Here is a 12,057-nt window from a genome sequence, read left to right on the forward strand (position 1 = left end):
GCAACCATGACCACGACAACAACAACAACTGCATCGCCAACCAGCGCCGCTATCGATACACCGCAGATTCCACCGGGCAAGGCCTTACTGGCGGCATTTGCCTCGACATTCGGCTGGGCGCTGGATTTGTTTGACCTGTTCATTCTGCTCTACGTGGCGCCGATCATCGGCCGCATGTTTTTCCCCTCGGACACCCCGACACTGTCGCTGGCCGCGGTATACGCCTCATTCGCCGTGGCCCTGCTGGTGCGCCCCCTGGGTTCGGCAATCTTCGGCGCGTATGCCGACAAGCACGGCCGCAAGCGAGCGTTGATGGTGTCGATGGTCGGCGTCGGTATTTCCACGGCACTGTTTGGCGCGCTGCCGACCATTCATCAGGCCGGCATATTGGCCCCGATACTGTTTCTGCTATTGCGGGTGATTCAGGGCATTTTCGTTGGCGGCATCGTGGCCTCCACTCACACCATCGGCACCGAATCCATCTCGCCGCGCTATCGCGGCCTGATGTCCGGGCTGATCGGTGGTGCCGGTGCCGGCATGGGCGCGCTGTTGGCGTCGTTCACTTACCTGGTGTTGTCGGAAATTTTCCCCGGGGATGAATTTGACGTCTGGGGCTGGCGCTTCATGTTCTTCTGCGGGCTGCTCAGCACGTTTTTCGGGCTGGTGATGTTCCGCTATCTGGAAGAAACCCCGGTCTGGCAGCAACTGCAACAAGCGCGCAAGACCAAGGGGCCGGCGGTAGTGGTCGTGTCGCCGCTCAAGCGTCTGTTTGGTCGCGAGTACCGCAGCGTGATGCTGGTCAATCTGCTGATTACATTCGGCGGCGGAGCAACGTATTACCTGGCCTGCGGTTATCTGCCGACCTTGCTCAACGTGGTCGCCAAAGTACCCCATACGCAAACTTCGCAGATGCTCATGTACGGGTCGGTGGCAACCATTGTCGGAGCACTGGCCTTCGGTTACCTGAGTGACCTGATCGGTCGCAAGAAGACCTTCATGCTACTGGGTGTGATTAACCTGGTGAGCTTGCCGATGATGTTCCTCGGTGTCGCCGAGCCGGGTTCGCTGACCCGCACTGCGCTGTATTGCGTGGGCATCGCCTTCATGGGCGGGGCGATCATCGCGCCGATCCTGATCTTCCTCAACGAACGCTTCAGCACCGAGCTGCGCGCCAGCGGCACAGGATTGTCCTGGAACATCGGTTTCGCCCTCGGTGGAACCATGCCGACCTTTGTGTCCCTGTTCAGCAGCAGCCCCGCGCAGATCCCCATGGTACTGGCGATTTTCGCCGCCGGCCTGTCGGTGATCTACCTGATCGGCAGCGTGGTGATTCCGGAAACCCAAGGCAACTTCAAGTGAAGGAGATGGCAATGAACAGATTGACCGGCAAGGTCGCTATCGTCACCGGCGCGGCCCAAGGTATCGGCGCCACCTACGCCAAGGCGCTGGCGGCCGAGGGCGCGAAGGTGGTGCTCTGCGATTTGAAGACGCCTGACGAAACCGCTGCCGCGATCCGCAACAAGGGCGGTACGGCCCTGGCAATCGCTTGCGACGTGACCGACGGTGCCGCGGTGCAAGCCATGGTCGAGGAAGCCGTGGCGCAGTTCAGCGGTGTGCACGTGCTGATCAACAACGCGGCGTTGTTCGCCACCCTGGAACTCAAACCTTTCGAGCAGACCAGCTCGGCGGAATGGGACCGGATCATGGCAGTCAACGTGCGCGGTTCCTTCGAGTGCGCGAAGGCGGTAATGCCGGTGATGCGTCGTCAGGGCTACGGCAAGATCGTCAATATTGCCTCGGCAACGGCTTTCAAAGGCGCGCCGATGATGGCGGCGTATGTCGCGTCGAAGGGCGCGGTGATTGCCCTGACACGCTCGATAGCGCGCGAAGTCGGCGACGCCGGCATCCGCTGCAACTGCCTGGCCCCCGGCCTGACCATGAGCGCCAACGTCCAGGCCAACGCCGCCTGGGCCGGCGACATCGTGCGCAACAACATCGCCAGCCGCTGCATCAAGCGCGAGGCGGTACCGGAAGACCTGGTCGGCGCGCTGCTGTTTCTGGCCAGCGCCGACAGCGATTTCATGAGCGGCCAGACTGTGGTGGTCGACGGCGGCTCGGTGACCCACTGATAGGGGGAGTCCATGCGCAGCCGATATTTCATTGAAAGGGTAAACCGTTATGAATCGTGAACAACAAATCGTTGAGCGTTCGCACGCATACCGCGAGAGCTATCGTGCGTCCACACCCAGCTGGTATCGCGGCGAAATGCACCTGGCTTTCACCCTGCTGTTCACCGGCGGGGTGCTCTGGTACTGCGCCAGCCAGATTGTCGATGCGAGCTGGCAGGAGTGGTTGCTGGTGGTAGTGCCGATGTTCCTGTTCGGCAATTGGGCCGAATGGGCGGGCCACCGTTATTTGCTACACAGCCCGAGGAGCTGGCTCAAGCCGGCCTACAAGCGGCATGTCGCCACCCACCATCAGTTCTTCTCGCACAAGACGCTGGACTATCACGGCCATCAGGATTGGCGCGCTCTGCTGTTTCCCCCATTCGCTCCGGTGTTGTTCGTGATGGCCGCGCTGCCGCTGGCCCTGCTGCTGGGCACGTTATGGACGGCCAACGCCGGCTATATCGCAATGTTGACGATGGCGGCCTACTTCCTGATGTACGAAGGCCTGCACACGCTGTCGCACCTCGAGCATCCGCTGCTCGATGCCATGCCGCTGGTCAACACGGTGCGCCGCATGCATGTCCTGCATCACAACCCGGACTTCATGCACACGCGCAATTTCAACCTGACCTTTCCGATCTGCGATGCACTGTTTGGCACCAGCGACTTGAACAAGGGCGTGCTGGGCACGCTGTTCAATGGCATGTCGGATGCGGCGCGCAAACCCGAGGACCAGGCTCGCGTTGATGCGCAGCAGGTCGAGCGCGCGTCCAAAGCGGCTACCGAACACCAGCTCTGACAGCGACTCAATGAGCGGTCGGTTCTGGTGGTCGACCGCTGCTCGCTGACCCACGGAATACCGGAGGACTCATGCAAAGCAGACATTTCATCGATGGGCAATGGACCGACGCGGGCCATTGGGCGGACAGCTTCGACCCGGCCAGCTGCGAGTTGATCGGCCGCTTCGCCGATGGCGGCGAAGCCGAGGCGCAAGCGGCGGTCTCCGCCGCCGCGCGCGCCTTCGCCAACCCGCAGTGGTCACAGAATCCGCGCCTGCGTCAGCAATTGCTGCTGGATTGGGCCGCAGGCCTCAAGGCACGCCAGGAGGAACTGGCGCAGCTGCTCACCCGCGAGAATGGCAAGGCCCTGGTGCAATCGCGCGGCGAGATAGCCGGGGCGATTTCCGAGATTGTCTATTATGCCGGTCTGGCCCGACACAATCCCGGCCATGTGATGGAGGTGGCGCCTGGCGAGTTCTCCAACATGCTGCGTGAACCGGCCGGGGTCGCGGGGCTGATCATTCCATGGAATGCCCCGGCGGTGCTGCTGGTGCGCGCCCTCGCCCCGGCATTGGCGGCCGGCTGCACCGCGGTGATCAAGCCGGCGCCGCAGACCGCGCTATTCAACGCGGCCATGCTCGAGCCGCTATTCGCCCTACCGGGCCTACCGGCCGGCGCGGTCAACCTGTTCGCTGAAACTGGGCATGTCGGCGCGGCGTACCTGGTGGCTTCGCCGCTGGTAGATGTGCTCAGCTTTACTGGCTCCACCGCAACCGGCCAGCGCATCATGCAAGACGCCGCAGCGACCATGAAGAAGCTGTCCCTTGAACTCGGCGGCAAATCCTGTTGCCTGGTCTTCGAGGATACCGACGTCGAGGCTATCGCACCGAAACTGGCGGCAGCAGCAACCATCATTTCCGGCCAACAGTGCACCGCCGCACGGCGCGTGCTGGTGCAGGCCAGCCGTTTTGCCGAGATGAAACGTGCGCTCAGTGCCGCGCTCGGCGAAATCCGCCTGGGCCACGGTTTGGAGGCGGCGACGCAAATGGGCCCGCTGATCGACTGGCAGTCGCGCGACAAGGTCGAGAGGCGCATCGCCGAGGCGCTGGACTGTTGCGACGAGGTGCTGCTGGCCGGCGGCCGCCCGGATGGCGCGCTGAGTCAGGGCGCCTTCCTCGCCCCTGCACTGATCGCCCACCGCGACAGCGGCGCGTTCTTCTGCCAGGAGGAAATCTTCGGCCCGTTGCTGGTGCTGGAGTCCTTCGAAGATGAAGCCGAGGCAGTAGCGCGCGCCAACCATACCGAGTTCGGTCTGTCGGCGAGTGTCTGGACCGGGCAGGGCGCTCGCGCCTGGCGTGTCGCTCGGGCACTGCGCAACGGTACGGTGTGGCTGAACGACCACAACAAATTGTTCGCCGAGGCGGAAACCGGTGGCTACCGCAAGAGCGGCCTGGGGCGCTTGCATGGCGTCGATGCGCTGCTGGATTTCAGCGAGCTCAAACACATTTATCAGAACGTCGGCACGCTCGGTTGAGCGCGCACGCGAGGGTGACCATGGAGCTGCGCCATCTGAAGTATTTTACCTGCCTTTATGAGGAAGGCTCCGTCACCCGGGCTGCGCAGCGCTTGAATATCGTGCAACCGGCGTTGTCGATGCAGATCGCCAGGCTTGAGGAAGAACTCGGGCAGACGTTGTTCGAGCGCAGCTCCAAGGGCATGGCGCCGACCGAGGCCGGCGATCAGGCTTATCGTTTGTTCATGCCGATTCTTGGCCAGCTGCTGGCGGCGCGTCAGGCCCTGATCGACCGTAGCGGCCAGATCGGCGGACGCATCAGTGCCGGGCTGATCGCGTCTGCCGCCAACAACGCGTTGGCCAGCACCCTGGCGCATTTCGTCGAGCATCAGCCACAGGTTGAATTGAGCGTCACCTCGGGCTACAGCCAGGAGTTGATCGCGAAGGTCCTGACCGGCGTGCTGGATTTCGCGGTCATCAACCAAAGCTTTCAGCATGAGCACCTGATCGGCCACGACATTTTCGATGAGGAGCTACTGGTCGCCACCGGTGCAGCCAATCGCCTTAACGGAGCGTTGCCCTTGCCGTTGGCCAGTCTGGCGGGATTCAAACTGGTGCTGCCCTCGCGTCGTCACGGGCTGCGTATGGTCATCGACCAGCACCTTGCCGCCCAGGGCATTGAAGTCACCCCGCAGTTGGAGGTGGACGATCTGGCGGTCATTGAGGACTTCTTGCGTCGCAGCGACTGGGTCAGCGTGCTGCCGGCAACCGTCTTGCATCGCGGATTGCACGAAGGCGCGTTGCGCGCCTATCCGCTGGCCGCGCCGGGGATCAGCCGGCGCATGGTCTGTGTGCACGACGCCCGTCGACCACTGACCCCGGCGGCAATGCTGTTCATCGAGATGATCGGCAAAACCATGACCACCGCACTCGACGCCATCCATTTCTACAAAGAAGGCCCGATAGAGGAAGGCGACCATGAGCGTTCCCAGTAATAGCCGGCCGCAGCGGCTGATCGTAGGAATTTCCGGTGCCTCCGGCGCCGTTTATGGCGTACGTCTACTGGAGCTGTTGCGCGACACGCCGATTGAAACCCATCTGGTGGTCAGCAAGTCGGCGCTGATTACTTTGGCCCATGAAACCGAGATGTCCTGGTCTCAGATCAAGACCCTTGCTGACGTTAGCTACATCAATCAGGACATCGGCGCGGCAATTGCCAGTGGCTCGTTCAAAACCATGGGCATGATCATCGCGCCGTGTTCGATACGCAGCCTGTCAGAAATTGCCAGCGGCGTGACCTCAACGCTGCTGACCCGCGCCGCCGACGTGGTGCTCAAGGAGCGCCGGCGCCTGGTGCTGATGGTTCGCGAGACGCCACTGCACCGCAATCACCTGCGCAGCATGACCGAGTTGGCTGAACTCGGTGCGGTGATCGCGCCGCCAGTGCCTGCGTTCTATGCCAAGCCGACCAGCCTGGATGACATGATCGATCACACTGTAGGAAGGGTGCTGGATATGTTCGATATCGAACTGGGTGTCGTCCGTCGCTGGCGCGAACGACCGGAGCGCGTAGCAACGCTGGATGAGGTGATCGATGGTTGAGTCACATTCGGGGCATTCAGGCGGGGAGGCGCTCCAGGAATTCGCAGATCAGCTGCAAGGTCCGCTCGGTCGCTTCGGTCTGGGGAAAGTGCCGGCAGTTATCCAGCAACACACAGCGGCACGGCCCAGGCACCTGTCGCTGGATGACCATCAGTTGCTCGGGCGTGGCGTAGTGGTCTTCGCGACCCTGAATGACCAGCAGCGGCCTTTCGATATAAGCCAACTGCGCTTCGAGATCGTCCAAGGAAAAGTCCGGGTGCAACCAGCTGTCGCTCCAACCGTGAAAGGCGCCGTCGACATTGGTCCCATGGTGGCGTGCCAGGCGTTCGCGCAATTCGCCCTGATGCCAAACCTCGGTGGTATGGCGAATGCCATCGAGGCTCTCGGTCTCGACAATCACGTGAGGCGCCAGTGCAATGCTGCCCAATACGCGGGGATCATTGGCGGCGGCATAGGCGAGGACAATGGAGGCGCCGTCACTGTGACCGAGCAAAACCACTTGCGGCAGTTGCGAGGCATCGAGCAATTGCCGCAGTTCACGAGGGCCGTCGCTGCTCAGGTAGTTCAGCGGACGCGGCAGGGTTACCGGGCTCGATTGCCCATAACCCTGACGACTGTAGGTGACCACACCGCAACCGCTGGCCTGGGCCAGGCGCTGGGGGAAGTCTTTCCATTGATCGGCGCTGCCGAGGCCTTCGTGCAACAGCACAAGCGTCGGTCGCGATGGGTCAGCCGCAGGAATTTGGCGATATTCCAGGCGCAGCGGCCCAAGTTGCAGAAATTGTTGTGGCGACATGTTGAATCAACGATTGAACAAGGTTGCTCGCAGGTTACCGTAAACGTAACCCTGTCTGCAGCACCACGCTTTGCTTGAGGTACAGAAAACATGCGTCATCTCGATGTTCAGGTGATCGACCAGGCACTGCAATGGGCTCGCGCCGGGCAGGCCCAGTGGCTGTGTACGGTGCTCTCCACCTATGGCTCGGCGCCGCGTGCGCCGGGGGCGATGCTGGTGACCAATGGCTCGGGCGAACACGTCGGCTCGCTGTCGGGTGGCTGCGTCGAGGAGGAGTTTCTCGAAAGCCTGACGCGCGGTGAATTACGCGAACCGGCGCAGATCGTCAGTTATGGCGACAGCGTCGAGCAACGCCACCGTCTGCGATTACCCTGTGGTGGCGTGCTGATCGTGCTGGTCGAGCACCGCGCTGCGAGTCTCGAATGGATCGAGCACCTGGAGAGTCTGCAAGCGGCGTTACTGGGTCAGCGGCGTCTGCTGCGCCATGTCGAGTTGAGCAGCGGAGCCTTGCGCCTGGACGCAGACATCGGACACGGCAGCGAGCGGGTGCAAGTCGTCGACGAGACGGTGCGCATCAGTGTTGGCCCTGCGTTGCGACTGATTCTGGCCGGGCTGTCGCCGGTCGCTGAAGTTTGCGCCAGTTTCGCCCGCGCCATCGGCTGCGAAGTCATCGCCTGCGACCCCCGGGATGAGATGCAGCATGTGCAGCTCGAAGGCGTGGAGATGCAACGCGTGCTGCCCTCGATGTACATCGCCGCTGGTGGTTGCCATGCGGCGACTGCGGTGGTGGCGCTGACTCACGATCCTCGAATCGATGATCTGGCGCTGATGGAAGCGGTTCACACCCCGGCGTTTTACATCGGTGCCATGGGTTCTCAGGCAACCTCGGCCAAGCGCGCCGAGCGGCTCAAGCGCATCGGTGGTCTGACGGATGAACAGATTGCCCGTTTGCACATGCCCATCGGCCTCGATCTGGGCAGCAAGGCCCCGGCGGAGATCGCTCTGGCGGTGGTGGCCGATATCCTGCGCGTTTATCACGGCAAAGAACGCCATGCCTTGTAAGGCGGTTTTTCCGACGAACGTGGGGGCTGCGAAAGTCGAGGTAGACGCTCGGTCATTCGCGCGCGATAGTGGCCAGCCAAGTCTGGCTGAACCATGGACCGATCGACGGGCTTGAGAAATAGATAAGCGCCCCGATGATATGCATTGAGGCCGATAACAATATCGCTTCAAGCGAGGAGGAATCTGATGTCGATTGCCCAACGGGTTTTCCACGGCAGGTTTGGCCGGGTCGCCTTGCTGAATATGGATCATTCGCTGGTCACCCATACCCATTCCGAATGCCATGTGCTGGTCAAAGTGTCCGGCGAGGATACTTACTTCAACGTTAACGGTCGACGGGTTCCGCTCAGTGATCGCACCGCGGTGTTGGTCAACGCCTGGGAGCCGCATTTCTACGATCCGCAGCCGGGTGCCGGTGCCACGCTAATCCTGGCGCTTTACATAGAGCCCGCCTGGCTGGCCACTGCCCAGCAATCGCTGGCGCTCAGCGGTCGGCCGGACTTTTTTGCCCAATCATGCATCGAGCTGTCGAGTCGAAATCGCACCCTGGCCGACATCCTGGTCGCCGAAGCGCATGGTTGTGGGATCGTGCCGAAAGAGCGTTTGGAGTTCATGCTGTTCGACTTCCTGATCGAACTGATCGAGGACTTTTCCAGCTGGCGGCATTTGTCGCTACTGGGTGCGCCCAACACAGGTGAGTTCCGGGATGCGCGCGTGCGCCGTGGCACCGCCTGGTTGCTTGAGCACCTCGATGATCCGAACCCGATCGACAACGCCGCGCGGGCCTGTGGTCTGTCTCGGGCACACTTCTTTGCGCTGTTCAAGAAAGACACCGGCATGACCCCGACCCTGCTGCTTAACGACGCGCGCATGCGCCGGGCTTTTGCCTGGCTGGAGCGTGAGCGCAGTGGCACGTTGGGCCTGTTGTCTGAGAACCTCGGGTTCTCCGAGCAAGGTCATTTCACACGGTTTTTCCGTCAGCACATCGGCGCTTCCCCCAGCCAGTATCGGCGTGTGGTTGATAGTTATACGGCGGTTTGAACCGAGAGGAGGGCGGGAGTATTGGGTAATGCTCCCGCCGATGAAGTTAGTCTTTCATCTTGAAACTCTGAGCTTTTAAAGGTTACGAAATTTGTAGCGTCTATTAATTGTCCATAAAGTCATAAATCTCTTTCATGCGTTCTTCGCGCATCAATTCAAGTTCTTCCTTGGTTTCGGCCGCCCACTGCAGGATGAAGTCCCAGCAATCGCAGCCGTGCGCGTCGGCTTCTGCTTCAAATGCTTCTTTCAGAAATTTAAGGCGATATTCTTCTGGCGAGAGCCCGCAGTTTTCAGCGAGGCTGTAATTCAGCTCGCTGAGTTCAAGCTGAATCCATAGATTGGCGTCCAGGAATTTCTTCAGGGCAAGTTCGGCTCTAAGTTCTTTTGCGATCATGAATGCTCTCTTGTGGCATGCAATAAGTAGCTGGTTGTTCAAGGTCGGCCGAGCGCTAAATTGGACTATGTCAATTTCCTGCCATCATCCATCCTCGAACGCCATGACTTTCACTCAGCTCTTTCACGACTCGAGCCGCGTCCTGCTTATGTTTATATGGGCCTATGACGACAAAATTGTTTTCTTTACGCGCTACCGGCAACTCCAGTTGCTGAATGGCTTTTAGTGCGCGATGGCGGCTGGGCGTATTCAATGCGGGCGTGAATTCGTCGGGAAGATTTGTACTGATTTCTGTCGCAACTTTATTAGCGATGTCGTCAAATTCGTGCTCGAAGTCTGTCACTTTTTGCTGGATGTATGAATTGTCGACGTTATTTTCACAAGTTGGTCCTGTGGACGTGTAGGTCCATAGTAGAGCTGATAGTTGCCCTAAAACGCCAGTTACCAGTAAGCCCAAGCCAAGCTTTCGCACGACGCCCTCTCCAAATCAAGTGAATAGTTATTTGTGCCATTTCTTTTTATAAAGAAAGGTTTTACTTCTGATCCTGAGATGGTCTAAGTTCTCGAGCGCGTCAGTGTGCCCAAGCGCCAAAATTAGTTGGCTGCTTTTTGTTGTTTTAAAGAACATCGGGCGTGCACTTTATAGACTACTGATTCACGAAAAAGGCTCAGATAGTCGAAAAAAACCATATCAGAATGGGAGAGGTTAATCCTATGAAATACTTGTATTTAAGATAAATATCGTGGCCAAAGTGCCTTGTGGAAAACCGCGAAGGATCTGCATTCGCCACTTATGTGATGAACGCTCAAAATTAAAAAGTTATAGAGCCCGGTCGCTATCCATAAAGTCATCGAAGTCGTCGAACATGACCGGAATTGTGTCGGGTCCCAGCCCCTTAAATCAGACGCAAAGACAAATTTCCAGACTTCGGCGCAAAACTCCATCTCCCCAGGCAAAGCGCTCCCTGCGCCTTTCACACACACTTGGCTCTAGCGCTCTCGCGCTGTAAAACAACAAGAGCCACGAAAAATGACCAGATTCCCACCTGCTATCGAAAGCCAGACCGGCCATATCGGCGCCCTACGGGTACGCTACATGCGACGATCATCCGTTCACCTCATGCTCATGTGCAGATCACCTCGGTGGTTTTTTCCAACGCGCTGCCATGGAGCAGGATGTTCAGAAGAATAAAATGGCGTGCCAATTATTGGGCTAGTTGAAATTGACTAAGTACCGGTCCTTCGTGTGCGTTGCGTTGACCTCTAAGATTTTGCGTTGCTTCTATTACTTTAAAATAACAAATGGAGCGCTATACAATTGAGTAGGAAAAAAATTGCTGCAAGTTCGGTGTTTCTTGGTATCACCCTGAGTGCACAGGCGTATGCTGACTTTCTAAGTGATAGCAAGGCCACCTTGGGGATGAGGAACTTCTACTTCAATAACGACAACCGCGATGGCACTGCCGCCCCTTCCAAAACCGAAGAATGGGCGCAGGGTTTCATGTTGGACTTCAAATCGGGTTATACCGATGGCATGGTTGGCTTTGGTGTCGATGGCCTGGGATTGCTGGGGGTTACCCTGGACAGCGGCAAAGGACGGCATGTCGGCAGCACCATGATGCCTTCTGACAGTGACAACCGTGCCGTCGACGAGTGGAGCCGGGTGGGGCTGACCGGAAAAGTCAAAATGTCGAAAACTGAACTTCGCTACGGCACCTTGATTCCGAAACTCCCAATTCTGGTTGCCAACGATGGGCGCGTACTTCCACAAACCTTCGAGGGCGGTCAAATCACCTCGAGCGAGTTCAAGGGGCTGACCTTGACTGGAGGTCGGATCGAACATGCGACAGGGCGTGGTTCAAGCGATCAGACGGGGTTGGCCGTTGCTGGTGGTACGCGTGAGAGCAATCAGTTTGACTTCGCCGGGAGCGATTGGAGTGTCACCAAGGATCTGACAGCTCAGTACTACTACGCAAACCTCGATAACTACTATACGCAGCATTTTTTTGGATTGATTCACACCCTTGCGCTCTCGGACAATCAGTCCCTTAAAACCGACCTGCGCTACTTCAAAACTGACTCGTCAGGTGCAAATAGCTCCGGTACGTCAGGCTACAGAATTAATGGCTACACCAAAAACGGTGATGGAGAGATCGACAACCGTACCTGGAGTGCCGCGTTGATTTACACGCTGGGTGGCCACGCGATTACTGCGGGTTACCAAAGTGTGTCGGATGGCAGCAACTTCACTCAACTCAATCAGGGCAGCCTGATAGACAAGGGCGCCGGTGGAGCAAGCCTGTATCTGTATACAGACCGCCTGATCCAAACGTTCACCCGCGCAGGCGAGCGCACAGCTTTCGGTCAGTATGCTTACGACTTTGCCGCTCTGGGAGTTCCTGGCCTGAAAGGCTCGGTCATGTACCTCTCCGGCGATAATATTAAAACTACGTCCGGCGACAACCAAAAGGAATGGGAAAGAGACATTAGCCTGGACTACGTCCTTCAGTCCGGAGCGCTTAAAGGTGTCGGGTTCGGCTGGCGTAACGGCAAGTCCAACAGCGAAGCGGCTCGTAACGTAGATCAGAACCGAGTTTTTGTAAGCTATAGCATTCCGCTTCTCTAACGAGTGTCATGAGGACGAATAGCCGCTTTCAGTCCGGCCACGCTGAGGAAGGCACCCGATAACACGGGTGCTTCTG

General features: G+C 58.8%; 12 protein-coding genes. 9 read left to right on the forward strand and 3 right to left on the reverse strand.

Annotated features, from left to right (window positions below):
• Positions 1-6 precede the first annotated feature (6 nt).
• The 6 genes from K5E40_RS02235 (at position 7) to K5E40_RS02260 (ending at position 6,062) form a co-directional block, all read left to right on the forward strand.
• Entirely contained in the window at positions 7-1,359 is a 1,353-nt protein-coding gene (locus K5E40_RS02235) for an MFS transporter (RefSeq protein ID WP_026136921.1), read from the forward strand.
• Positions 1,360-1,370: 11 nt separating this feature from the next.
• Complete coding sequence (locus K5E40_RS02240) at positions 1,371-2,129, forward strand: SDR family NAD(P)-dependent oxidoreductase (protein ID WP_221729442.1); 759 nt, start codon at positions 1,371-1,373, stop codon at positions 2,127-2,129.
• Between the two features lie 49 nt (positions 2,130-2,178).
• Complete coding sequence (locus tag K5E40_RS02245) at positions 2,179-2,967, forward strand: fatty acid hydroxylase (protein WP_017737791.1); 789 nt, start codon at positions 2,179-2,181, stop codon at positions 2,965-2,967.
• Between the two features lie 71 nt (positions 2,968-3,038).
• Positions 3,039-4,481: an aldehyde dehydrogenase family protein gene (locus K5E40_RS02250; protein ID WP_017737790.1), complete on the forward strand. Its 1,443-nt coding sequence runs from the start codon at positions 3,039-3,041 to the stop codon at positions 4,479-4,481.
• A gap of 20 nt (positions 4,482-4,501) precedes the next feature.
• Entirely contained in the window at positions 4,502-5,455 is a 954-nt protein-coding gene (locus tag K5E40_RS02255) for a LysR family transcriptional regulator (RefSeq protein WP_017737789.1), read from the forward strand.
• Positions 5,439-6,062, forward strand: a complete 624-nt coding sequence (locus K5E40_RS02260; RefSeq protein WP_026136920.1) for a UbiX family flavin prenyltransferase — start codon at positions 5,439-5,441, stop codon at positions 6,060-6,062. Before K5E40_RS02255 ends, K5E40_RS02260 begins: the two co-directional genes overlap by 17 nt.
• Before the next feature lie 16 nt (positions 6,063-6,078).
• Here K5E40_RS02260 and K5E40_RS02265 read toward each other — a convergent pair whose 3' ends face one another.
• Positions 6,079-6,858, reverse strand: a complete 780-nt coding sequence (locus K5E40_RS02265) for an alpha/beta fold hydrolase (RefSeq protein WP_221729443.1) — start codon at positions 6,856-6,858, stop codon at positions 6,079-6,081.
• Positions 6,859-6,948: 90 nt separating this feature from the next.
• Here K5E40_RS02265 and K5E40_RS02270 point away from each other — a divergent pair, with 90 nt between their 5' ends.
• Positions 6,949-7,920 carry an XdhC family protein gene (locus K5E40_RS02270; protein ID WP_017737786.1) on the forward strand — a complete coding sequence of 324 codons (972 nt, stop codon included), beginning with the start codon at positions 6,949-6,951 and terminating at the stop codon, positions 7,918-7,920.
• A 186-nt stretch (positions 7,921-8,106) separates the two neighbouring features.
• Positions 8,107-8,961, forward strand: a complete 855-nt coding sequence (locus tag K5E40_RS02275; RefSeq protein ID WP_017737785.1) for an AraC family transcriptional regulator — start codon at positions 8,107-8,109, stop codon at positions 8,959-8,961.
• 103 nt (positions 8,962-9,064) lie between these two features.
• Here the strand turns inward: K5E40_RS02275 and K5E40_RS02280 are convergent, their stop codons facing one another.
• Both K5E40_RS02280 and K5E40_RS02285 read right to left on the reverse strand, forming a co-directional pair.
• The gene (locus K5E40_RS02280; RefSeq protein ID WP_017737784.1) at positions 9,065-9,355 is read right to left on the reverse strand and encodes a DUF6388 family protein; all 291 of its coding nucleotides are present in this window, start codon (positions 9,353-9,355) and stop codon (positions 9,065-9,067) included.
• Between the two features lie 70 nt (positions 9,356-9,425).
• Positions 9,426-9,827, reverse strand: a complete 402-nt coding sequence (locus tag K5E40_RS02285) for an SPOR domain-containing protein (RefSeq protein ID WP_080758726.1) — start codon at positions 9,825-9,827, stop codon at positions 9,426-9,428.
• A gap of 846 nt (positions 9,828-10,673) precedes the next feature.
• Between K5E40_RS02285 and K5E40_RS02290 the strand changes: the two genes are divergently transcribed.
• Positions 10,674-11,981, forward strand: a complete 1,308-nt coding sequence (locus K5E40_RS02290; protein ID WP_221729444.1) for an OprD family porin — start codon at positions 10,674-10,676, stop codon at positions 11,979-11,981.
• Positions 11,982-12,057 lie beyond the last annotated feature (76 nt).

Source organism: Pseudomonas baetica (genome assembly GCF_019733355.1).
Lineage (GTDB): Bacteria > Pseudomonadota > Gammaproteobacteria > Pseudomonadales > Pseudomonadaceae > Aquipseudomonas > Aquipseudomonas baetica_A.